At 74.3% G+C, this 21,796-nt stretch carries 21 protein-coding genes; 13 read left to right on the forward strand and 8 right to left on the reverse strand.

The genetic code is table 11. The features are described from left to right. Positions 1-247 precede the first annotated feature (247 nt). The 3 genes from GMA12_RS15460 (at position 248) to GMA12_RS15470 (ending at position 2,942) form a co-directional block, all read left to right on the forward strand. Positions 248-970, forward strand: coding sequence for a hypothetical protein (locus GMA12_RS15460; protein WP_156270413.1), 723 nt, complete (start codon positions 248-250; stop codon positions 968-970). A gap of 533 nt (positions 971-1,503) precedes the next feature. Further along, positions 1,504-2,274, forward strand: coding sequence for a hypothetical protein (locus tag GMA12_RS15465; RefSeq protein WP_156270414.1), 771 nt, complete (start codon positions 1,504-1,506; stop codon positions 2,272-2,274). Between the two features lie 14 nt (positions 2,275-2,288). After that, positions 2,289-2,942, forward strand: coding sequence for a class F sortase (locus tag GMA12_RS15470; RefSeq protein WP_370831767.1), 654 nt, complete (start codon positions 2,289-2,291; stop codon positions 2,940-2,942). A gap of 126 nt (positions 2,943-3,068) precedes the next feature. Here the strand turns inward: GMA12_RS15470 and GMA12_RS15475 are convergent, their stop codons facing one another. Then, positions 3,069-6,575, reverse strand: coding sequence for a bifunctional proline dehydrogenase/L-glutamate gamma-semialdehyde dehydrogenase (locus GMA12_RS15475; protein WP_156270415.1), 3,507 nt, complete (start codon positions 6,573-6,575; stop codon positions 3,069-3,071). A gap of 129 nt (positions 6,576-6,704) precedes the next feature. Between GMA12_RS15475 and GMA12_RS15480 the strand changes: the two genes are divergently transcribed. Then, complete coding sequence (locus GMA12_RS15480; RefSeq protein WP_162459957.1) at positions 6,705-7,613, forward strand: LysR family transcriptional regulator; 909 nt, start codon at positions 6,705-6,707, stop codon at positions 7,611-7,613. Positions 7,614-7,616: 3 nt separating this feature from the next. Here GMA12_RS15480 and idi read toward each other — a convergent pair whose 3' ends face one another. Next, positions 7,617-8,216 (reverse strand): isopentenyl-diphosphate Delta-isomerase, encoded by a 600-nt coding sequence (idi, locus tag GMA12_RS15485; RefSeq protein WP_156270417.1) that lies wholly within the window; start codon positions 8,214-8,216, stop codon positions 7,617-7,619. Between the two features lie 119 nt (positions 8,217-8,335). On the opposite strand from idi, the gene GMA12_RS15490 reads away from it, so the two are divergent. The 4 genes from GMA12_RS15490 to GMA12_RS15505 all read left to right on the forward strand — a co-directional run bounded on the left by GMA12_RS15490 (position 8,336) and on the right by GMA12_RS15505 (position 12,463). Next, positions 8,336-9,271 carry a pseudouridine synthase gene (locus GMA12_RS15490; protein ID WP_156270418.1) on the forward strand — a complete coding sequence of 312 codons (936 nt, stop codon included), beginning with the start codon at positions 8,336-8,338 and terminating at the stop codon, positions 9,269-9,271. Then, positions 9,268-10,512: a DUF418 domain-containing protein gene (locus GMA12_RS19605; protein WP_156270419.1), complete on the forward strand. Its 1,245-nt coding sequence runs from the start codon at positions 9,268-9,270 to the stop codon at positions 10,510-10,512. The genes GMA12_RS15490 and GMA12_RS19605 overlap by 4 nt, the downstream gene beginning before the upstream one ends. 42 nt (positions 10,513-10,554) lie before the next feature. Then, positions 10,555-11,823 carry a glycoside hydrolase family 76 protein gene (locus GMA12_RS15500; RefSeq protein WP_156270420.1) on the forward strand — a complete coding sequence of 423 codons (1,269 nt, stop codon included), beginning with the start codon at positions 10,555-10,557 and terminating at the stop codon, positions 11,821-11,823. Between the two features lie 97 nt (positions 11,824-11,920). Further along, entirely contained in the window at positions 11,921-12,463 is a 543-nt protein-coding gene (locus tag GMA12_RS15505; RefSeq protein ID WP_047804138.1) for an NUDIX hydrolase family protein, read from the forward strand. Here GMA12_RS15505 and GMA12_RS19425 read toward each other — a convergent pair. Beyond that, positions 12,378-13,463, reverse strand: coding sequence for an FUSC family protein (locus tag GMA12_RS19425; protein ID WP_156270421.1), 1,086 nt, complete (start codon positions 13,461-13,463; stop codon positions 12,378-12,380). The genes GMA12_RS15505 and GMA12_RS19425 overlap by 86 nt on opposite strands. A 221-nt stretch (positions 13,464-13,684) precedes the next feature. Between GMA12_RS19425 and tgt the strand changes: the two genes are divergently transcribed. Beyond that, positions 13,685-14,986, forward strand: coding sequence for a tRNA guanosine(34) transglycosylase Tgt (gene tgt / locus GMA12_RS15515; RefSeq protein WP_156270422.1), 1,302 nt, complete (start codon positions 13,685-13,687; stop codon positions 14,984-14,986). A gap of 97 nt (positions 14,987-15,083) precedes the next feature. Here the strand turns inward: tgt and GMA12_RS15520 are convergent, their stop codons facing one another. The 3 genes from GMA12_RS15520 to GMA12_RS15530 form a co-directional block, all read right to left on the reverse strand. Beyond that, a complete protein-coding gene (locus GMA12_RS15520) occupies positions 15,084-15,530 on the reverse strand; it encodes a universal stress protein (protein WP_156270423.1) in 447 nt (148 codons plus the stop codon). A 110-nt stretch (positions 15,531-15,640) separates the two neighbouring features. Next, positions 15,641-16,120, reverse strand: coding sequence for a universal stress protein (locus GMA12_RS15525; RefSeq protein ID WP_156270424.1), 480 nt, complete (start codon positions 16,118-16,120; stop codon positions 15,641-15,643). Between the two features lie 83 nt (positions 16,121-16,203). Next, positions 16,204-16,629, reverse strand: a complete 426-nt coding sequence (locus GMA12_RS15530; protein WP_047804142.1) for an Lrp/AsnC family transcriptional regulator — start codon at positions 16,627-16,629, stop codon at positions 16,204-16,206. Positions 16,630-16,758: 129 nt separating this feature from the next. On the opposite strand from GMA12_RS15530, the gene GMA12_RS15535 reads away from it, so the two are divergent. Both GMA12_RS15535 and GMA12_RS15540 read left to right on the forward strand, forming a co-directional pair. Next, positions 16,759-16,947 (forward strand): hypothetical protein, encoded by a 189-nt coding sequence (locus GMA12_RS15535; RefSeq protein ID WP_156270425.1) that lies wholly within the window; start codon positions 16,759-16,761, stop codon positions 16,945-16,947. A 181-nt stretch (positions 16,948-17,128) separates the two neighbouring features. After that, entirely contained in the window at positions 17,129-18,676 is a 1,548-nt protein-coding gene (locus GMA12_RS15540) for an alanine/glycine:cation symporter family protein (RefSeq protein ID WP_240898885.1), read from the forward strand. A gap of 104 nt (positions 18,677-18,780) precedes the next feature. On the opposite strand, the gene GMA12_RS19025 is transcribed toward GMA12_RS15540, so the two are convergent. Further along, entirely contained in the window at positions 18,781-19,509 is a 729-nt protein-coding gene (locus GMA12_RS19025; protein WP_156270427.1) for a TVP38/TMEM64 family protein, read from the reverse strand. A gap of 60 nt (positions 19,510-19,569) precedes the next feature. On the opposite strand from GMA12_RS19025, the gene GMA12_RS15550 reads away from it, so the two are divergent. Continuing rightward, positions 19,570-20,043 (forward strand): SRPBCC family protein, encoded by a 474-nt coding sequence (locus tag GMA12_RS15550; RefSeq protein WP_162459946.1) that lies wholly within the window; start codon positions 19,570-19,572, stop codon positions 20,041-20,043. A 176-nt stretch (positions 20,044-20,219) separates the two neighbouring features. Further along, positions 20,220-21,038, forward strand: a complete 819-nt coding sequence (locus GMA12_RS15555; RefSeq protein ID WP_156270429.1) for an MBL fold metallo-hydrolase — start codon at positions 20,220-20,222, stop codon at positions 21,036-21,038. A 34-nt stretch (positions 21,039-21,072) separates the two neighbouring features. Here GMA12_RS15555 and GMA12_RS15560 read toward each other — a convergent pair whose 3' ends face one another. Continuing rightward, positions 21,073-21,786 carry a queuosine precursor transporter gene (locus GMA12_RS15560; protein ID WP_162459947.1) on the reverse strand — a complete coding sequence of 238 codons (714 nt, stop codon included), beginning with the start codon at positions 21,784-21,786 and terminating at the stop codon, positions 21,073-21,075. Positions 21,787-21,796 lie beyond the last annotated feature (10 nt).

Here is a 21,796-nt window from a genome sequence, read left to right on the forward strand (position 1 = left end):
CGCAGGGCCTCGAGCACCTGCACCGGTCCGGGTCCGGCGGCGTCGTCGGTGCCGTACCAGTAGCCGGAGGAGGTGGGGGCGGGAGACGTCATGCCGATCATCCTAGGCCACCGACAAGCGCGACGTTCGAGTAACTAGACAAACTAGACACTATCGACTTGGATGATGTGGTGCGCGTCTCGCGGCTCCGTCCTCGGGATCTGCGCACCACCGCAGGGAACGCAGGGAACGTGAGGAAGGTCGAGGGATGAACCAGCAGGTGCAGCACCGGTCCGCGCAGCAGAGGACGGAGCCGGGAACCGGCCGACCGGCCACCCCGGAGACGACGAGCCCCGCCGTGCACTGCGGCCGGCCCATGCCGGTGCGCCCGCTCGACCTGGCCGACCTCGACGGCCGCGCGAACCACGCCGCCGCTCAGGCCGCCGTCGACGGCCGCCGGCTGCACGCCTGCGCCTGCGGCTTCCTGGTCGAGACGGAAGAACCCGCCGGGACGGGCGCACCGCTCGTGGCCCGCGGGGACGAGCGCCTGTTCCACCCCTTCTTCGCCCGGCGGGTCCTGGCGGCGGCCGGGCGCGCCGAGACGGCAGAGTGGACCCTCGACCAGCAGCTCGCGGAGGACGACGCCTCCCAGGGGCACGACGACGCCGCCCGCCACGTGTGGCTCCTCGACGCCGGCGCCGAGACCGCACAGTGGGAGCTGGACCAGGCCGTCGAGGCCCTGCACGCCGAACTGCGCCTGGCTGCCCGCCACGGAGTGCCGCTGGCCGCCCTGTCCGAGGCCGCCGGGCTCGACGAGGAGTCCGTGGTCGCCGCACTCCGCCACGACCGGGCACCGTCCGTCCCGGCCGGCGGGGACCGCGGGGCGCCGCACGCGGCGGCGCCGAGCACGGGAGTGACCGAGCTGCGCACCCCCGGGCACCGTGCAGCGGCGGAGAGCCCGCGGGTCGGCACCCTCGCCGCCGCGGGCTGAGCGGACTCCCGCCCCGCGGAAGCCTCCGGGCGGCCCCCTGCGGATGAGCACCGCCCCCGTGTGAAGCGGCTTACACAATGCCGTCAATTCGTTTACATGTCAGTAATCTGATGTCGAGGAGCTCGGCCGGCGCACGGGTCCGATGTGCGATGCACGTGGGGGGACACCGGAGCGCAGTCGGTCGGCAGCTCACGGTGCCGCCCCCGGTCCGATCCACCGGGGGCGGCACACTTCGTGGCCCCGGCCCGATCGACCCCGGGACGTGAGCCCCGCATCCCCGACCTCGTGCTCGCCGAGAGGGCAGCGCCTCGACCGGGGAGTTCGCGGCACCCGCCGCAGCGCCCACCGGGCACTCCGGAAGACCGGCCCCCTTCCTGACCGGCCTGTCGGCCTGCCCATCACCCGGAAGCGGCCTGCGCACTGACCCATTCGCCGTCGCATACGACCAACCCCTCGACGCGGCCGGAATGATCAGTAAACTGTGCTTTGCGTCACTTCCCAGCCCTGTCATTCCTGACCGAGAGGCCGATCTCATGAAGAAGTCCGCTTTGCTCGCCGCGCCCGCCCTGGCACTCGCGGCCGTGACCCTGCCCGCCACCACCGCCGCCGCCGCCGAGAGCTGGTCCTTCCACGCCGAGCTCGCGCCGGTCAACAACAGCACCGCGGCAGGCCACGCCGCCGTGGAGGTCACCGGCCAGGAGGCCACGGTGACCGTGGAGGTCGCCGGGGCGCCCGCCCTGTTCCAGGGGGCGCCCTATCCGCACGCCCAGCACATCCACATCGGGGGCCAGGGGGTGTGCGCTCCGCCGAGCGCCGACGCCGACGGGGACGGCGCGGTCAGCTCCATGGAGGGCCAGCCCTGGACCGGCGGGATCGGCACCACGCTGACGACCTCGGGGGACACGAGCCCGGCCTCCGCGGTGGCGGTCGACCGCTTCCCGGCCGGGGAGGCCTACACGTATCAGCGGACCTTCCCGGTGGACGGGGCCACGCTGGCCGCCCTGCAGAACGGCACCGCGGTGGTCAACGTCCACGGGGCGGACCCTGCGTCGCTCTCGGCCGCGGCGCAGGCGAAGGCGAACCCGATGGCCCCCGCCCTGCCGCTGGCCTCCGACATCCCGATCGCATGCGGGGTGCTCGCACCCGCCCAGATGACGGTGCCCGAGGGCCCGGCGGACACCGGCGTGGAGACGGCGGCCACCGGCTCGGACGCCCGCGGACTCGCCGGAGCAGCCGTGCTGGGGATGCTCGCCCTGGGCGGCGCGGCGGTGGGCCTGCGCCGACGCGCCGCCGGCGGTCGCTGACCCCGGGACCCCGCGTGCCCCGGCACCGCGCCGAGACCCGCCACCTCCGCACGGGGGTGGCGGGTCTCGCCGTGGTCCTGGGCCTGTGGTGCACCGGGGACAGCCCCACGCCCCCGGCGACGGCGCAGCGGGCCGTCGCCGAGCACCCCGTCCCGCGTGCCGCCCCCGCCCCGCCGGAGGCGGCGGACCCGGAGTCCCGCCCGCGGGCGCTGCCCGCCTCGGCGCCGGTGCGCCTCACCATCGGCGCCATCGGGGTGGAGGACCGGCTCATGACGCTGGACCGGCGCCCCGACCGCACCCTGGAGGTCCCGCCGGAGCACCCCGGCGCCCCGGCCGGCTGGTACCGGCGCTCGCCCACGCCGGGCGAGGCGGGCCCGGCCGTGCTGCTGGGGCACGTCAACGCCACCGGCGGTGGGGCGGGGGTCTTCGCGGACCTGCACCGGCTGACCATCGGGGACCGCATCGCCGTCGCCCGGGCGGACGGGTCCACGGCGGAGTTCGCGGTGGACGCCGTCGAACGCTACGCGAAGGACTCGTTCCCCACGCTGCAGGTCTACGGCAACACCGCCGGCCCCGAGCTGCGACTGATCACCTGCGACGGCTACGACCCGGAGACCGGGGCCTTCGACGAGAACCTGGTGGTCCACGCCTCCCTCGTCCGGAGCTGAACGGCCCACCCCGGACGGCACGGCGCCCCGCACCGCGGTCCGTCGGGGAACGGGGGCCGCGGCGCGGGGCGCCGGTGCAGCAGCGCTCCGGATCAGCGCGCCGGATCAGCTCGTCGGATCAGCGGGTCAGATCAGCTCGTCCGTGAGGTGGTTGGGCGTGCCGAAGCGGTGGGCGGTGATGCTCACGGCCTGCTCGTGCAGGAACGGGAGCATCTCCACCCGGCCGGCCCCGGTGACGGGGTGGGCGTAGACGGCCACGTCCGGGCGGGACCCGGTCGCGGCGATGAAGGCCGCGCGGTCCCCGCCGACGAGGCGGACGCGCCCACCCCCGAGCTCGGCGGCGCGGGCCAGCCAGGCGGCGTCGTCCTCGACCCGGACCGGCACGCCGCGGCCGGTGAGCACGGAGCGCACCGCCGCGGGCAGCTCGATCGCCGAGGAGACGCTGAGCCCGGCGCCGGCGCGCAGGCCGGCGGCGACCACGCGGAGCAGATCGGCCAGAGGCTCCCCCTCGGCCAGCCGCACCGTCACCGGCAGGGGCAGGTAGCGGAAGACGTTGCGCTCCGCGTAGAGGCCGGAGACGTCCCGGGCCACCCCGAACTCGTCGGCCCAGGCGGCCTCGTCGCTGCGCAGCGCCTGTTCGAGGGCTTCGGCCTCCTGCGCGGTGACCCCGGCCCGCTCCGCACGGGCGGCGGCGAGCAGGCCTGCCACGGCCGCGTCGGTCACGGGACGCCCGTTCCCGCGCAGCGGCGCCGGCTCCCACTCGCCCAGGCCCATGAGGTAGCTGGGGCCGCCGGCCTTGGTGCCCGGGCCGACCGCAGACTTCTTCCAGCCGCCGAAGGGCTGGCGCTGGACGATGGCCCCGGTGATATGGCGGTTGACGTAGAGGTTGCCGGCCTGCACGGTGTCCAGCCAGTAGCCGATCTCCTCCGGGTCCAGGGAGTGCAGCCCGGCCGTGAGGCCGTAGTCGACCTCGTTCTGGATGGCCACGGCCTCCTCCAGGGTCTCGGCGGTCATCACCCCGAGCACGGGCCCGAAGTACTCCACCCGGTGGAACTCCGAGCCGCGCTGCACCCCGGTGCGCACCCCCGGGGACCACAGCTTGCCCGTGTCGTCCAACTGCCGCGGCTCGATCAGCCAGGTCTGGCCCTCCTCGAGGGTGGTCAGGGCCTGGAGCAGCTTGCCCTCGGCGGGCTCGGTGAGCGGGCCCATCTGCGCGGCGGGGTTGGTCGGGTAGTCCACGGTGAGGGAGCTGACCGCGTCCACCAGCTGGTTGCGGAACCGCTTGGACTGCGCCACCGAGCCCACGAGGATCACCAGGGAGGCCGCCGAGCACTTCTGCCCGGCGTGGCCGAACGCGGAGTAGGCGACGTCCTTGGCGGCGAGGTCGAAGTCGGCGCTGGGGGTGACGACCAGCGCGTTCTTGCCCGAGGTCTCGGCCAGCAGCGGCAGGTCGGAGCGGAAGGAGCGGAACAGCTCCGCCGTCTCGTAGGCGCCGGTGAGGATCAGTCGGTCCACCGACGGGTGGGAGATCAGCTGGCGGCCGAGGGAACGCTCCTCGAGGTCCACGAGGGCGAGCACGTCCCGGGAGATCCCGGAGGCGTCCAGGGCCTCCCAGATCGCCTCGGCCACCACGGCGCCGCAGCGCTTGGTCGGGCCGGCCGGCTTGAACACCACCGGGGACCCGGCGGCCAGGGCCGCCAGTGCCGAGCCGGCCGGGATGGCCACGGGGAAGTTCCACGGCGGGGTCACCACGGTGAGCCGGGAGGGCACGAAGGTCGCGCCGTCGACCTCGTCCAGCTCGCGGGCACGCTCGGCGTAGTAGTGCGCGAAGTCGATGGCCTCGCTGATCTCCGGGTCCGCCTGGTCCAGGGTCTTGCCGGCCTCCGCGGCCGCCACCTCGAGCAGCTCGGCCCGCCGGGCCGCGAGGGCCTCCCCGGCGCGGTGGAGCACCTCGGCCCGCCGGTCGCCGGTCAGCGCGGCCCAGCCGCGGCCGGCCGCGAGGGCGGCCTCCATGACGCGGTCGAGCTGCTCCTCGGTCTGCAGCGCGGCCGCGGCGACGGTCGCCGTGCCGGCCGTCGAGCCGGGGACGCGGTCGAGGACGGCCCGGCCCCAGTCCCGGTTGGCGGCCACGGCCGGGTCGGTGTCCGGGGTGTTGGCGAAGCCGTCGGTCGGGGCGGGCAGCTCGGGCAGGCGGCGGTCCTGGGTCCGGTGGGGCAGCGGGACGGTGTCGTCGAGCGCGGCCAGCGAGGCGAGGAAGCGGTTCTTCTCCCGCTCGAAGAGCTCCTCGTTCGCGGAGAGCTCGAAGACCGCGGACATGAAGTTCTCCTGGCTCGCGCCCTCCTCCAGCCGGCGGATGAGGTAGGCGATGGCCACGTCGAACTCGGCGGGGTGCACCACCGGGGTGTAGAGCAGCAGGGAGCCGACGTCGCGCTTGACGGCCTGGGCCTGACCGGTGGCCATGCCCAGCAGCATCTCGAAGTCGACGGCCTCGGTGACCCCGCGCTCGGAGGCGAGCAGCCAGGCGAAGGCGATGTCGAAGAGGTTGTGCCCGGCCACGCCGATCCGCACCGCGTCGGCGTGCTGCGGCTGCAGCGCGTAGTTGAGCACGCGCTTGTAGTGGGTGTCCGAGTCCTGCTTGGTGGACCAGGTGGCCAGCGGCCAGTCGTGCAGGGACGCCTCGACCTGCTCCATGGGCAGGTTCGCCCCCTTGACCACGCGCACCTTGACGCGGGCGCCGCCCGCGGCGCGGCGGGCCTGCGCCCACTCCTGGAGGCGGATCATCGCCTCCAGGGCGTCGGGCAGGTAGGTCTGCAGCACGATCCCGGCCTCGAGCTCCTCGAACTGGGGCTGGTCGAGGATCCGGGTGAAGACCGCCAGGGTCATGTCCAGGTCCTTGTACTCCTCCATGTCCAGGTTGATGAACTTCGGGGTGGAGAACGAGGCGGCCCGGGCGTATAGCGGGGTCAGCTTCTCGACGACCTCGGCCACGGCCTCGTCGAAGGCCCAGGCGGAGTGCGGGGCCACGGTGGAGGAGACCTTGATGGAGACGTAGTCGACGTCGGGCCGGGCCAGCAGCTCGTGGGTGCCCTGCAGGCGGCGGTCGGCCTCGCGCTCGCCGAGCACGGCCTCGCCCAGCAGGTTGACGTTGAGGCGGACGTCGTCCGTGCGGATCTTCGCGATCGACTTCCCGAGCTTGGCCTCGCTGGCGTCCACGATGAGGTGCCCGACCATCTCGCGCAGCGCCTTGCGGGCGGCCGGGATCACGACCTGGGGGGCGACCGGTGCCAGGGCCCCGCCGGTGCGGACCGCGGTGCGCAGGTACCAGGGCAGGAACCCCGGGACGCGGGGCGCGAGCCGGGCGAGGTTGCGGGCGGCGACCCGGATGTCCTCGGGGCGGACGACGCCGTCGACGAAGCCGACCGTGAAGTCCAGTCCGCGGGGATCCTTGAGCACCCCGGCCAGCTGCTCGCCCGAGGCGTCCTTGGGGAACTGCTCCGCCTCGGTGAGCCAGCGGCGCACCGTGGCCACGGCCTGCTCGGGCAGCGTCGCCGGGATCGCGGCGTGGGGAACGGTGCGTCCGGCCGACGGTTCCGCAGGGGTGTGCGCGGTCGCGGGGACGGGGATCGTCGTCATGGGTGGTACTCCCTGGTCTGCGTGGAAAGCACTGGTGCGCCCCTCACTATGCGCCCTCTTTCCGTTCGGATAAAGTGATGTTTTCCACGGATGACTCGTCAATCAATGTGATGAATGGGAGGGGCTCTCGTGCTCGACGTGCGCAAGCTGCGCCTGCTGCGTGAACTCGCGCTGCGCGGCACCCTGGCGGAGGTGGCCGCGGCCCTGAGCTACAGCCCCTCGGCGGTCTCCCAGCAGCTGTCGGCACTGGAGAAGGAGGCCGGGGTCGAGCTGCTCTCCAAAGCCGGTCGGCGGGTGCAGCTGACCCCGCAGGCGGAGATCCTGGTGGCGCGCACCGCCGAGCTGCTGGACGTCCTGGAGCGGGCGGAGTCGGACCTGGCGGCGTCGCTGAGCACGGTCACGGGCACGGTGCGGGTCGCCGTGTTCCAGTCGGCCGCCCTGGCGCTGCTGCCGGCCGTGCTCGGCACCATGCGCCGCGAGCACCCGGACGTGCGGGTGGAGATGGTGCAGGCGGAGCCGGAGCGGGCCCTCTACGAGACGTGGACGCGCGAGTTCGACCTCGTGGTCGCGGAGCAGTACCCGAGCCACGCCGCCGCCCACCACCCGGACCTGGACCGGCGCCGGCTCATCACGGACGCCATCCGCCTGGCGGTCCCTCCCGGGGCGGAGCACGCGTCCATCACCTCGCTGCAGGACGCCCGCGAGCTGCCGTGGGTCATGGAGCCCCGGGGCGCGGCGTCGAGGCACTGGGGCGAGCAGCTGTGCCGGCGGGCGGGGTTCGAGCCGGACGTCCGGTTCTCCACGGCGGACCTGCAGGCCCAGACCCGGCTCGTGGAGTCGGGCAACGCCGTGGCCCTCATGCCGGACCTCATGTGGGCGGGCGGCGAGTCCCCCTGCCGGCTCGTCGACCTGCCCTCCGGGCCGCGGCGGACGGTGTTCACCTCGATCCGCGGCTCGAGCGTGCGGCGCCCGGCCATCCTCGCCCTCCGTGCGGCCCTGGAGTCCGTGGCCGCCGAGCTCGCCGCCCGGATGGACTGATGGTCAGGATCGTACGGCGGCCTGCTCCGTGAGCGCACGGCGCAGCCGGCCGTCGGCGATCTGCTCCAGCAGCCACGGGCTGAGCAGGAACGGCGCGGCCTCGGCCGCGGCGAAGAGCTCCTCCGGGGTGATCCAGGCGACCTCCGCGACCTCCGCCGGCAGCGGCTGCGGCTGCCCGGCGGCGCGTGCCACGTAGACGGGGCAGAACTCGTTCTCCACGATCCCGGAGGCGTCCACGGCCCGGTAGCGGAAGTCCGGCAGGACCTCCGTCACCGCCGTCACCGCGAAGCCGAGCTCCTGGCCCGCCCGCCGGGCGACGGCCTCCTCGAAGTCCTCGCCGGGAGCCGGGTGGCCGCAGAAGCTGTTGGTCCACACCCCCGGCCAGGTCTTCTTGGCCAGGGCCCGGCGGGTCAGCAGGAGCCGGCCGTCGTCGCCGAGGACGTAGCACGAGACCGCGAGGTGCAGCGGGGTGTCCGTGGTGTGCACCTCCGCCTTGGGCGCGGTGCCCACGGGACGGTGGGCGTCGTCGAGCAGGACGACCTCCTCCACGGTTCCGGGGACGGCTCCGGGGACGGCTTCGGGGACGACTTCGTGGCTGGCCATGGGTCTCGTTCCGGTCGGTGGCGGGAGGTGGTCCGCGCCCATTCTCGCAGGCCTGCGCCCGGCAGGCACGCGGGCCGGGGAGTGGACAAGGGCTCGTGCGGGGAGCACGATCGGGAACCATGCGACGACGTCGGCCCGCCCCTGCCCCTCTGCCCCTGCGGGACGGCGTGGACCCCGTCCGGGTCCGGCTGCCGGCGGAGGACGGGTGGAGCACGGTGCGGGGCTGGCTCCTGGAACGGTTCCCGGCCTCGGCCCCGGAGCTGGAGGAGCTCTTCGCGTCCGGGGGGATCGTCGGCGACGACGGGCGGCCCCTCGCCCACGGCGCCCCCTACGTGCCCGGCGGGTCGGTCTGGTACCACCGGGCCCTGCCGCCCGAACCGGAGCTGCCCGGGGACCTGCCGGTGCTGTTCGAGGACGAGTGGCTGCTGGCCGTCGACAAGCCGCACGGCCTGCCCACCACCCCGCGCGGCGGGTTCGTGGCCCAGAGCGCGCTCGTGAAGCTGCGCCGCGCCCGCGGCGAGGACCGGCTCTCCCCGCTGCACCGGCTGGACCGCGGCACGGCCGGGGTGCTGCTGCTCTCCCGGGACCCCGCGACCCGCGGCCGGTTCCAGACCCTCTTCCAGGACCGGGCGGTGGCCAAGGAGTACGAGGCGGTCGCCGCGCACCGGCCCGGGCTCGGGCTGCCGCGCGTCGTCGAGTCCCGCATCGTCAAGGACCGCACGTGCCTGCAGGCGCGCGAGGAGCCGGGACCCGTCAACGCCCGCACCGTCGTCGAGCGGGCGGGCGCCCCGTTCTCGGACGCCGAGGGCGAGTGGGCGCGCTACCGGCTGCGGCCCGAGACCGGGCGCACCCACCAGATCCGGGTCCACCTGGCCGGGCTGGGCGTCCCGGTCCGCAACGACCCCCTCTACCCGCACGTGCAGCCGGCCGGCAGCGAGGACCCCGCCCGGCCGCTGCAGCTGCTGGCCCGGCGGATCGGGCTGACCCACCCGATGACGGGCCGCCCGCTCGTGCTCGAGAGCCGGCGTGCCCTGCGCACCGGGACGCCCGGGTGAGCGCGCCGCGCACCGCGCCGGCGGCCGCCCGGGTGCCCGCCCCGGACGTGGCCCGCGGGCTCATGCTCTGGGTCATCGCCGTCGCCAACGTCACCGCGTGGATCTGGGCGCCCGGGCCCACGGACGGCCCCCGCGACCGGACCCTGGGGGCCGGGGCGGGCACGGCCGGGTGGACGGCGGACGACGTGGTCAACACCGCCATGTCCATGCTCGTGGACGGCCGCGGCTTCCCCCTGTTCTCCTTCCTGGTCGGCTACGGCGTGGGCCAGATCGCCGCCCGGGAGGCCGCCCGCGGCACCCCGCTGCCGCTCGCCCGGCAGCTGCTGCTGCGGCGCTACGGGTGGCTGCTGCTCATCGGGGCCCTGCACGCCTGCCTGCTCTTCCCCGGGGACATCATCACGGCCTACGCCTTCGGGGGGCTGTTCCTGACCCTGCTGATCGCGGAGGGCACGGCCACCCTGTTGGTCCTGGCCGGCCTGGGCTCCGTGCTGATGGTCCTCTACGGCGGGGCGAGCTGGGCCGTGCGGACCCCGGGCACCGCGCCCTTCCCCAGCCTCGTGACCGACTCCGCGCAGGAGCACCTCGCCCTCGTGCTGGCCGAGGGCGCGGGAGTGGTGGCCTTCGCCCCGCTCCAGCTGCTGGGACTGCTGCCCATGCTGCTGCTCGGCCTGGCGCTCAGCCGCTACCGGGTGCTGGAGGACCCCGGTCCCCGCCGCGGCCGGCTGCTGGCCACCGCGGTGGTCTGCATCGGCGCGGGGCTGCTGACCGGCGTCGGCACGGGCCTGCTGACCACGGACATGCTGGAGCCCTCCACGACCGCCGGGTCCCTGCTCACCGGGCTGGACGCCCTGACCGGCGCCGCGCAGGGCATCGGCTACGCGCTCGTGGTGGCCCTGGTCTGCGCACGGGCCCAGCGGCGGTCCCCGGGCGCTCCCCTCCGGGCGCGGGAGCACCCCGCGCTGTGGTCGCTGCAGGCGCTGGGACGCCGGTCGATGAGCGGCTACATCGCCCAGTCCGTGCTCTTCACGGTCCTGATGCCGCCGTTCGCGCTGGGCCTCGGCCGCGCCCTGACCCCCACCGCGGCGCTGCTGCTCGGCACCGCGGTGTGGCTGGTCACCCTGCTCGGCGCCGTCCTGCTCGAGCGGCGCGGCCTGCGGGGGCCCGTCGAGACGGTCCACCGGCGGCTGTTCGCCGGCCCCGCCCGGGACCGCTCCGGCCCGCACCCCGCGGCGAGCGCATAGGCTCGGAGCAGCACCCCTCCCCCGCCAGCACCAGGAGCCGCCATGCCCAGCCCCACCGGCGCGAGTCCCGCGCCCCGCCCGCTCTCCGCCGACGCGAGCACCGGCCGGACCGCCGACCGGATCCCGGACCGCACCACGAGCGCCCCGGACCGGGCCGACACCGCGGCCCGGTCGGTCCGCGAGCTCTTCGCCGGGCGCGCCCTGGGCGTGCCGGGCACCCTGCTGGGCGCACCGGCGCACCCGCGGCCCCGCTCCCGCACGGCCCCGTGGCACTACTGGTGGCAGGCCCACCTGCTCGACGCCCTGGTGGACGCCGCGCTGCGGCACCGGGACGAGCCCGCCCGCGCGGAGGGGATCCGCCGCGACGCGCACCGGCTGCTGCGCGGGATCACCCTGCGCAGCGGCGGGCGCGTGACGCAGAACTCCTACTACGACGACATGGCCTGGCTGCTGCTGGCCGTGGGCCGGCTCGCCGCGCTGGACCGCGAGCTCACCGGCCGGACGGACGTGGCGTGCCTGGACGCGGGGCGGGCCCTGCTCGCCCGGATCGAGCGGGGGCACACGGCGGACCTGGGCGGCGGGGTCTTCTGGAACACCCGCCACGACGTGAAGAACACCGCGTCCTCGGCCCCCGCGGCCCTGGCCTTCGTGCGCACGCACCGCACCGACCAGGCCCGCGCGGTGCTCGGCTGGTTGCAGGAGAAGCTGTGGGACCCGGAGCGGAAGGTCTTCCACGACGGGCTGGTCCTGGTCGCCGCGGGATCCGGCAGCGAGGTCACGCGCCGGGACGAGCGGCTGTTCAGCTACAACTCCGGGCCCGTGCTCGGGGCGCTGCTCGAGCTCGCGGACGCCCCCGGCACGGGCGCGGACGAGCGGGCGCGCCTGCTGCGCACGGCGGCCGACGTGGTGGCCGGCGCGGCGGAGGCCTACGGCCGGCCGGGCCCGGAGGGCCGGGTCCTCACCGCGCACGGCGGCGGGGACGGCGGGCTGTTCAGCGGGATCCTGGCCCGCTACCTTGCCCAGGCGGCCCGGCACCCGGACCTGGCCGAGCCCGCGCGGCGCACCGCCGCCGGGCTGGTGACGGGCACCGCCGACGCCCTGTGGGCCGGCCGGCGCGAGGCCGAGCCCGCCACGGGCTCCGGGAGCGGGGCCGCGCCGTCGGCCCGGACGGACGGTTCGGTGGCGATCTTCTCCCCCGACCCGGCGCGGCCCGCCGAGCAGACGCAGCGCCCCGGCGCCCCGGTGGAGCTGTCCACCCAGGTGCAGGCGTGGACGGTCCTGGAGGCCGCCGCCCGGCTGGAGCGCCCGTGAGCGGGGGCGGGGGCGGCGGCTCCGCTGAGCGCTGAACCGGCGTCCCGGGCCGGGGAGAATCGTGGCCGCGCCAGGGGTCATGGGATAGAACAGCAGTATGAACTTCCTCCGCACCCCCGATCCGAACCCCGGTTGGCTCAACGAGGACGACCTGCAGGAAGCCCGGCGCCGTCTGCCGATGGTGTACGTGCAGGCGCTGCCGGTCCGGCTCGACCCGCTGGGCTACCTCTCCGAGATCGGGCTGCTCCTGCAGGCGACTCCCGAGGGCGAAATGATGTACACCTTCGTCTCCGGCCGGGTGCTGTACCGGGAGACCATCCGGGCGGCCCTGCTGCGCCACCTCGAGAAGGACCTGGGCACCATGGCCTTTCCCCAGCTGCCGGTGTCCACGACCCCGTTCGCGGTGGCCGAGTTCTTCCCCTCCCCCTCCGAGACCGGTCTGACCGACGACCGCCAGCACGCCGTGGCGCTGAGCTACATCGTGCCCGTGCGCGGCGAGTGCAGTCCCCGCCAGGACGCCCTGCAGCTGTCCTGGATGAGCCCCGAGGAGGCGCTCAGCCCCGAGGTGCAGGCGGAGTTCGCCGGGGGCCGGGGAGACCTGGTGCGCCAGGCCGTGGCGCACGCGGGCTGGGGCCGCTGAGCCTCCGCTCCTCCGCGGTCCGGGTGAGCAGAACCACCGCCAGCCCGCACAGGGCGCCGATCACCGTCTCCACCGCCCGGGCCTGCAGCAGGTGGCCGGGGGCGCCCGGGGCCGCCAGCTGGGTCATCAGCAGCGCCAGCGGGGTGATGAACAGGAGGGCCAGGGCGTAGTTGCGGCCCACGAACAGCTCCGCGAGGAACTGGAAGAGGATCACCAGCGCCACGATGTGCCACTGCTGCAGCGGCACGGACAGCACGGCCGCGGTGACCCCCACGCCGCCCAGGGTGCCCACCATGCGGTGGACGCCGCGCTGCACCCGCGCCCCGAGGTCGGGGGCGGCAATGGGGGCCGCGGCGGCGACCATGGCCCAGTAGCTGTGCGAGAGGCCGGTGGCCATGCCGAGGGCCCCCGCCACGGACGTGGCCGCGAGGAACCGGCCGCCGTGCGCCCACAGCTGCCCGGCGCCCAGCCCGTGGTGCTCCGCCACGGGGGCCACGGGTCCGGTCAGGCCCTCCCCCGCCCACCGGGACGCGAGCCCCAGCGCCACGGAGAATCCGGCGGAGGCGGCGGCGAGAGCCACGGCCTGCCAGAGCGGCGCCGCGTGCGCCAGGGAGCCGACGGCGCCCACCGCGAAGATGAAGAAGACCGATCCCGCCGGCTTGAGCTTCCAGGACGCCGCGGCCATCGCGCCGAGCCCCGCCACGACCGCCGTGGCCGCCAGCACCGCCGCCTCCGGGGCGCCGCTGAGCAGCGCGCCCAGCGCCACGCACAGTGTCAGCAGCACGCCCGCCTGCGCCTGGTGCCGGGCCCGGGCCGCCGGCGGCTCGTGCCGGGCGTAGATAGAGGCGAACGCCCCGAAGGCCGCGTAGATGGCGAGGTCGGCGCGGCCGGCGGCCACGACGGCGATCAGCGGGACGGCCACCGAGAGCGCGATGCGGGCGGCGGGGAGGTGGTCCCGCTGGGCGGGGTGCAGGGCGAAGAGGTTCCGGAACGGGCTCACGCGGTCGGGACCACCTCTCTGTCGTCGGCGGCCGCGCGGGCCGCGGCGGACGGGCGCGGGCGTCCGTCGTCGGGCGCTGGAGGGCGCCGCGCGGAGGGGACGGGCCCACGACCCCACAACCTCCCGGCGACGGCCCCTCTTCCGGGGCCGGCGCATGAGATCACTCACAGCGACCTCCCCGTCCGCCCGGGCCCGGCCCCGCCGTGGCGCACAATGGTCGGATGACCCTGCCCGTCGTGCCCTCCCTGTTCCCCGCCGCCCGCGCCGCCTTCGGCTTCGAGGTCGAGCACCGGCTCGAGGAGACGACCCGGACCGCCGGATCGCGCGTGGAGGCCAACAATGGGCCGTTCCTGGGCCGCACCGGCACGATCAGCACCCCGCACGGGCAGATCCGGACCCCCGCGTTCGTGCCGGTCGGCACCGCCGCCACGGTCAAGGCCGTGCTGCCGGAGTCCATGGCCGAGCTCGGTGCCCAGGCCCTGCTCGCCAACGCCTACCACCTCTACCTCCAGCCCGGGGCGGAGGTGCTCGACGCGGCGGGCGGGCTCGGCGCGTTCATGAACTGGGACGGGCCCACCTTCACGGATTCCGGGGGGTTCCAGGTCATGTCCCTGGGCTCGGGCTTCAAGAAGGTCATCGACATGTCCACGGTCGCGTCCTCGGCCGCGGGCGACGACGACGTCGCGACCGGCAAGGAGCGCATGGCCCGCGTCGACGACGACGGGGTCACGTTCACCTCCCACATCAACGGCGACGTGCACCGCTTCACCCCGGAGATCTCCATGCAGGTCCAGCACCGGCTGGGGGCGGACATCATGTTCGCGTTCGACGAGCTGACCACGCTGCACAACTCCCGGGGCTACCAGGAGACGTCCCTCGAGCGGACCCGGCGGTGGGCCCGGCGCTGCGTGGCCGAGCACGCCCGGCTCACCGAGGAGCGCGCCGACCGGCCGTACCAGGCGCTGTTCGGCGTCATCCAGGGCGCCCAGTACGAGGACCTGCGCCGGAAGGCCTGCCGGGACCTCGGGGCGATGGACTTCGACGGCTTCGGGATCGGCGGGGCGCTGGAGAAGGAAAACCTCGGCACGATCGTGCGCTGGTGCAGCGAGGAGCTGCCCGAGGACCGGCCGCGGCACCTGCTGGGGATCTCCGAGCCGGACGACATCTTCACCGCCCTGGAGAACGGCGCGGACACCTTCGACTGCGTCTCGCCCACCCGGGTGGCCCGCACGGGGGCCGTCTACGGCCCGGACGGCCGCTTCACCGTGAGCAACGCCCGCTTCCGCACGGACTTCTCCCCCGTCCAGGACGGCTGCGACTGCTACACGTGCACGCACTACACCCGGGCGTACCTCCACCACCTGTTCAAGGCCAAGGAGCGGCTCTCCGCGACGCTCACCTCGATCCACAACGAGCGGTTCGTCGTGCGCATGGTCGACGGCGCGCGGCAGGCGATGGCCGACGGCACCTACTTCGAGTACCGGGACGAGGTGCTGGGCCGGTACTACGCGCACCGGGGCTGAACGCCCCGGACCCCGGGCGGCCGCCCCCACGGCTCCGCGGCGCGACCGGCCGCTGTGGGCCCGGCCACGCCCGGACCGCCCGCGGCGGGTGGCGCGGCTAGCTCGTCGCCGCGGTGCCGTCCTCGTGGATCACGAGCACGGGGCAGGAGGCGTGGGAGACGCACGCGGCGCTGACCGAGCCCAGCAGCAGGCCCCGGAACCCGCCGTGGCCCCGCCGGCCCACCACGAGCATCACGGCGTCCTCGCTCTCGCGCACCAGCACCTTCGACGGGTGGCCGAACTCCACGGTGGTGGTCAGGCCCTCGGGGACGTCCTCGCCGAAGGCCTGCTGGATCGCCGTGTCCACCCGCTTGCGGGTGATCTCGTCGAAGTTGTCGCTGCCGAGGGGCACGTAGCCGGCGTACTCGGGCGGGTAGTCCCAGGCGGCGACCACCCTGAGGGACGCACCGAGCGCCGGGGCGATCCGGGCCGCCCAGCGCAGCGCCTCCACGGACTGCTCGGATCCGTCGACCCCGACGACGACGGCTGCTGTTCCCTGTTCCATGCCGAATCCTTTGCTCTCGCGACCCCAATGGTGCGCTCAGTATCACAGAGGGCGGGTCCGGACGGGCGAAGATGCGGGACCATGACCGTCCCGCCGGCTCGGCGCGGGGCTCAGCCCGCGGGCCCGGTCTCCTCGGGGCTCTCCTCGGGGCCTTTTACGGGGCGGCCGGGCAGCACCAGGACCGGGCACCGGGCGTGCGCGACGCAGGCCGAGCTGACCGAGCCCATCAGCAGTCCCCGGAAGCCGCCGTGCCCGCGGCGGCCCACCACGAGCATCGTGGCGTCCTCGCTGTGGCGGATCAGGACCTTGGGCGGGTGCCCGAACTCCACGACCGTGCTCAGCCCGGCCGGCCGGTCCACCCCGAAGGCCTTCTGCAGCGCCTCGTCCACGTGCTTCCGGGCGAGCTCGTCGAAGTGGTCGTCCTTGAAGTGGACGAACCCGACGTACTCGGGGGGATTCTCCCAGGCGCCCACCGCCCGGATCCGCGCCCCGTACACGGGAGCGAGACGCGCCGCCCAGCGCAGCGCCTCCACGGACTGCTCGGAACCGTCGACGCCGACCACGATCACGGCGTCCGGTGCGTCGGCCATGCCGCCTCCTCCGCTGCTGCGCCGGCCGCCCTGCCGTGCCGGCGGTGCTGGACCCCCAGTATCCCAGAGCCTCGCCGCTGCGGTCAGAGATGCGACAGGATGACGGAGCTGCGCGTGTGGTTGATGCCCTTCCACTCCCGGATCCGGACCATGACGTCCTCCAGGTGCGAGGTGTTCTGCGCCCGGATGAGGAAGATGCCGTCGGCCTCGCCCGTCACCGTGTAGGCGTCCGTCACCTCGGGGATCTCCGCCGCCATGGTCCGCATCATCGACGGGGACAGTCCTCCGTCGCAGTGCAGCTCCACGAAGGCCTCGATGTTCCACCCCAGGACCGACTGGTCGATCTCCGCGGTGAAGCGCTTGACGGCCCCCGTCTGCTGCAGGGCGTCGACCCGCCGCTTCACCGCCGGGGCGGACAGGCCCACCCGTTTGCCGATGGCGGCGTAGCTGCGGCGGCTGTCCTGGATCAGTGACGCAATGATCTGCTGGTCTATCTCGTCAAGACGCAATGATGTGCTCCTGCATCGGGGGATATCAGACTGGATGCTCCAATATCGGCCCGTTAGACTTCACATGTCAACTGCGATGAGTGTGTCGCAGGTCTCCTTCGCACCGCACACAGAAAGCTGGATGCTCCCGTGGCTCTCCTCCTCGTCTTCGGCCTCCCCGCCGTCCTCTTCACCGCGATCGGCCGCGCCGCCGCACCGGCCCGCTCGACCTCGTTCGGCGAGACCCTCCGCCACGCCGGCGGCGACCTGGCCCGCGGGCTGCGGGTGTGCGCCATGACCTCCCCGCAGCACCTCGGCAGCGCCTCCGCCACCCGCTGAGCCGCCTCCGCCGGTGACGGCGCGCCCGCGCCGTCACCGGGTTCCCACCCCCCTCCGCACCGCTTCCCGACCCGATGTCTACCGGTGCGTCAAGTATTTACATCCGGGGACCCGGATATCTGTTGCCAACCGGCCCTCCACGCGCTGTAGTTAGCGGATGGAGATTCTTCAGGCGGTACCCATGTCCACGGTGACGGAGGAAGTCGGCTGGCTGGCCGAGATCGACCGCGCAATCAATGCGGCGTTCGCTCCCATCACCGAAGTCTTCTCGAGCATCGTCTTCTACCCCATCACCATCGGGGAGGTCAGCTTTCCCTTCGTGGTCGCGTGGCTGATCGCGGCCGGCGTCATCTTCACCATCTACTTCGGCGTCGTGCAGCGCCACCTCCGGGTCTCCACCGACGTGGTCCGGGGCAAGTTCTCCTCCAAGGACGACCCCGGCGAGGTCCCCCACTTCCAGGCGCTGACCTCCGCGCTGTCCGGCACCGTGGGCCTGGGCAACATCGCCGGTGTCGGCGCGGCGATGGCCCTGGGCGGACCCGGCGCCACCTTCTGGATGATCTGCGCGGGCCTGCTCGGCATGGCCACCAAGTTCGCGGAGTGCACCCTGGGCGTGAAGTACCGCGAGGTCCACGAGGACGGCACCGTCAGCGGCGGGCCCTTCCGGTACCTGCCCATCGCCTTCAGCAAGTTCGGCCGCATCCCCGCCAAGATCCTCACCGGCATCTTCGCCGTGGCGATCCTGTTCTTCGGCGCCGCCGGCGGCAACATGTTCCAGGCCAACCAGACCTTCGCCCAGGTGCAGAACGTCACCGGCGGTGCCGACGGCTTCCTCGGCAGCCCCGGCGCGGCCCTGATCTTCGGCATCGTCCTGGCGGTCCTCGTGGGCCTCGTCATCATCGGCGGCATCAAGTCCATCGGCGCCACCACCAGCCGGCTGGTGCCGGCCATGGGCGCCATCTACGTGACCGCGTGCCTCGTCGTCATCCTCGCCAACCTCGACCACGTCCCGGCGGCGTTCGGCGCCATCATCGACGGCGCGTTCTCCCCCGAGGGCATCGCCGGCGGCGTACTGGGCGTCATGATCGTCGGGTTCCAGCGTGCGGCGTTCTCCAACGAGGCCGGCCTGGGCTCCGCCGCGATCGCCCACTCGGCGGTGAAGACCCGCCGTCCGGTGAGCGAGGGCTTCGTGGCCCTCTACGAGCCGCTCGTCGACACCGTGCTGATCTGCACGATGACCGCCCTGGCCATCATCATCGCCGGCGCCCCGAGCCTGCAGGCCGGCATCGACCAGGTCCAGGCCGGGGGAGGCGCCCCCGACGGCGTCATCCTCACCTCGGACGCCTTCGCCACGGTCATCCCCTGGTTCCCGATCGTGCTGGCCATCGCGGTGGTCCTGTTCGCCTTCTCCACGCTGATCACCTGGTTCTACTACGGGCTCAAGGCCTGGGAGTACCTGTTCGGCCGCAGCCGGCTCAGCGACAACATCTTCCGCGGCGTCTACCTGTTCTTCACGATCGCCGGGTGCGTGCTGACCTTCAGCGAGGTCATCTCCTTCGCGGACGCGGCCCTGTTCGTCTGCGGCTTCGTGAACCTGCTGGGCGTCTACATGCTCCTGCCCGTCATCAAGCGGGACATGAAGGAGTACCTGGCCGACCGCAAGAGCGGCAAGCTCCACCTGCTCGGCGCGGAGTCGAACGGCTCCACCGCCGCTCGCCCTCAGGTCTGACCCCGCCCCTGTCTCCCCCGCGCTGCCGCGCGGTTCCACCGAACGACGTCGTCCGGCCCTCCGCAGGAGGGCCGGACGACGTCGTTCACGGCACCCGCTCCGGATCAGGCCGGACCGTCGGCCCCCGCCTGGTCCGCGGCGCCGTCGGGCTGCGCCTCGTGCCGGGACCGGCGCCAGGAGAGCACCCCGACGACCACCACGAGCGCCCAGGAGGCGGCGACGGCGGCCAGCGCCGGCCACGACGGCCGGGAGGTGAAGGCCCCCAGGGCGGCGAAGCTGATCTGCCCCGGCATCCCGCCGAGCAGGGTCGCCGCCAGGTAGTCCCGCTGCCGGACGCGGACGAGCCCCGACCCGTAGCTGAGGGTCCAGTTGGGCAGGACCGGGCGCAGGACGAGCACCGTGAGGAAGCCCTTGCCGTCGAGCTTGCGCTCCACGGTTCCCATCCGGGGACCCGCGAGGCGGTACAGGGCGTCGCGGCCGAGGAAGCGGGCGAGCCAGTACCCGAGCCAGGCCCCGGCCGTGGTGGCCACCACGCCCACCACGCTGCCCTGGGCCATCCCGAAGAGGAACCCTCCGGACACGGCCATGATCGTCACCGGCACGGGGGTGGCCGCCACGAGCACGAACACCACCGCGAACACGAGCGGGCCCCAGGCCCCGAAGCCCTCGACGAAGCCACGGACCTGCTCCACCGTGGGCAGTTCGTGGCTGATGAGGTACCACACCGCCGCGGCCAGCAGGAGCAGCAGGACGCCGGCCTTGAGCACGCTCACCCAGACCGGGCGGGGACCGCCCTTCCCCGCCTCCGGGTCCCGCGCAGGTTCGGTGCTCACGAGCGCCACTGTACCGACCGCCGTTCCCGGGACCGAGAGCGCCCGGGGACAATGGACGGCATGGACATCACCGATCTGGATCCCACGGAGGTCCTCTCCGTCTCCCACGACCTGCCCCACCCGCCGGCGGCGGTCTTCGCAGCGTTCACCGACCCGGACCGGCTCGCCGCCTGGTTCGGCCCGGAGGGCTGGAGCGTGCCCCGGGAGTCGGTGCTGCTCGAGGTCCGGCCCGGCGGGCGGCAGCGCTTCCGCATGGTCAGCGACGCCGACCCCGCCCAGGTCGCCCCGGTGCACGCCACCTATCTGCGGGTCGAGCAGGACGCGCTGCTCGAGGGCCGCGAGGCGCTGCCCGGCCCGGACGGCCGGCCGCTGGACCAGCACGTGCTGGTGCGCACGGAGTTCCTCGCCACCGGGGACGGGGGCACCCTGCTCGTGCTCACGCAGGGGCCGCTGCCCGCCGTGGTGCACGCGGGTGCGGCGGCCGGGTGGCGCAGCTCCTTCGCCAAGCTCGAGGCGCTGCTCGACCGGGGGTGAGCCGCACCGCAGGACCCGTCGGGTCCTGCTGGGTCCTCCCCGCCGGCGACCCCGCGCGGTCCCCTCGCGCGACTGCGCCGCCCGCCTGCACCAGCCCCCCCCCAGCCACTCGAGCCCAGCAGCCGCTCGCCCGCCACCGACCGCCCGCCACCGACCGCCCGACCCAGGAGTACCGCATGACCGAGGACACCGGCATCCGCACCACCGCCCTCACCCGGCGGCAGACCGCCCCCAACCCGGGCCCGATGACCCTGGAGGGCACCAATTCGTGGCTGATCGGGGCGCCGGGACAGGAGGAGGTCGTCGTCGTGGACCCCGGACCGGCCGACCGCGGGCACCTCGCCGTGCTGGCCGCGGCCGGTCGCACGGTGCTCACGCTCGTCACCCACCGGCACGCCGACCACACGGAGGGCGTCGCGGACTTCCACGCCCTCACGGGGGCCCCCGTGCGCGCCTTCCGGCCCGAGTTCTGCCGGGACGCGCCCCCGCTGGCCGACCGCGAGGTGATCGAGGCCGCCGGGTGCCGGATCCGGGTGCTGCACACCCCCGGGCACACCTCCGACTCCGTGAGCTTCCACCTGCCCGACGACACCCCGGCCGGCACGCCGGCGCCCGGCCGGTCCGCCGCACCGGCCGCGGGCCCGGGGTCGGTGCTCACCGGGGACACGGTCCTGGGGCGCGGGACCACGATGCTCGACCACCCGGACGGGAGTCTCGGCGACTACCTGCGCTCCCTGCAGCGCCTGGCGGTGCTGGGCGGCGCCCTCGTGCTGCCGGCGCACGGGGACGTGCGGGAGGACGCCGAGGCGGTGTGCGAGGAGCTGCTCGAGCACCGGATGGAGCGCCTGGCCGAGGTGCGCGAGGCCCTGCGGGACCTCGGCCGCGGCGCCACCCTCGAGGCGATCACCGAGCGCATCTACGCCGACGTCCCCGCGCGCGTGCTGCCGGCCGCCCGGAGCTCGGTGGGCGCGCAGCTGGCCTATCTCGGCTTCTGAGCCGCCGGAGCGGCTGCGTCCGGGCCGGCCGCGCTCAGCGGGCGGCCACGGCCTCCCCCGCCGGGGACACGGCCGCCCCGTAGGTCGGCTCGCGCCGCTTGAGCCAGCCGATCGCCGCGTAGGTCAAGGGCATGACGAGGACCTCGACCAGCACCTTGTAGGCATAGCCGACGACCACGTAGTTCACGAAGTCCGGGACCGTGCTGATCCCGATGATCGGCGCCGCCACCGTGCAGAACACGACCGTGTCCACGAGCTCGCCGACCAGGGTCGAGCCGATCAGCCGGGCCCACAGGTGGCGCTCCCGGGTGCGGGCCTTGATCCGCACCATGACGAAGGCGTTGAGCAGCTGCCCCGCGAGGTAGCCCAGCAGGGAGCCCGCCACGATGAGCGGGACGGGCCCCAGGACGGCCTCGAAGGCCTCCTGGCCCTGGTAGAACTCTGCCGGCGGCAGGGCGATGACGAGCCAGAACACCACCGAGGAGAACAGGCCTGCGGCGAAGGACGTGACGATGGCCCGCCGCGCGGCGCGGAAGCCGTAGACCTCCGCGACGACGTCGCCCAGCACGTACGCGAGCGGGAACAGGAAGAAGCCCCCGTCGGTGAGGACGGGGCCGAAGGCCACGCCCTTGGTCGCGGCGACGTTGGAGAGCACGAGGACCACGCAGTAGGCCGCCACGATCAGGTCGAAGTACGTGCGCGGACGGTGGGCGAAGCCGGCGGGAGCAGGGCCTGCGGAGGAGGACACGGTGGGTCAC

Source organism: Kocuria sediminis, assembly GCF_009735315.1.
GTDB lineage: Bacteria > Actinomycetota > Actinomycetes > Actinomycetales > Micrococcaceae > Kocuria > Kocuria turfanensis.

Bases quoted from the DNA above. Each gene is read 5' to 3' on its own strand.
- GMA12_RS15460 (WP_156270413.1), top strand. From the start codon at position 248: ATGAACCAGCAGGTGCAGCACCGGTCCGCGCAGCAGAGGACGGAGCCG.
- GMA12_RS15490 (WP_156270418.1), top strand. From the start codon at position 8,336: ATGCGACGACGTCGGCCCGCCCCTGCCCCTCTGCCCCTGCGGGACGGC.
- GMA12_RS15550 (WP_162459946.1), top strand. From the start codon at position 19,570: ATGGACATCACCGATCTGGATCCCACGGAGGTCCTCTCCGTCTCCCAC.
- GMA12_RS15465 (WP_156270414.1), top strand. From the start codon at position 1,504: ATGAAGAAGTCCGCTTTGCTCGCCGCGCCCGCCCTGGCACTCGCGGCC.
- tgt (WP_156270422.1), top strand. From the start codon at position 13,685: ATGACCCTGCCCGTCGTGCCCTCCCTGTTCCCCGCCGCCCGCGCCGCC.
- GMA12_RS15525 (WP_156270424.1), bottom strand. From the start codon at position 16,120: ATGGCCGACGCACCGGACGCCGTGATCGTGGTCGGCGTCGACGGTTCC.
- idi (WP_156270417.1), bottom strand. From the start codon at position 8,216: ATGGCCAGCCACGAAGTCGTCCCCGAAGCCGTCCCCGGAGCCGTCCCC.
- GMA12_RS15505 (WP_047804138.1), top strand. From the start codon at position 11,921: ATGAACTTCCTCCGCACCCCCGATCCGAACCCCGGTTGGCTCAACGAG.
- GMA12_RS15540 (WP_240898885.1), top strand. From the start codon at position 17,129: ATGTCCACGGTGACGGAGGAAGTCGGCTGGCTGGCCGAGATCGACCGC.
- GMA12_RS15555 (WP_156270429.1), top strand. From the start codon at position 20,220: ATGACCGAGGACACCGGCATCCGCACCACCGCCCTCACCCGGCGGCAG.
- GMA12_RS15520 (WP_156270423.1), bottom strand. From the start codon at position 15,530: ATGGAACAGGGAACAGCAGCCGTCGTCGTCGGGGTCGACGGATCCGAG.
- GMA12_RS15500 (WP_156270420.1), top strand. From the start codon at position 10,555: ATGCCCAGCCCCACCGGCGCGAGTCCCGCGCCCCGCCCGCTCTCCGCC.
- GMA12_RS15475 (WP_156270415.1), bottom strand. From the start codon at position 6,575: ATGACGACGATCCCCGTCCCCGCGACCGCGCACACCCCTGCGGAACCG.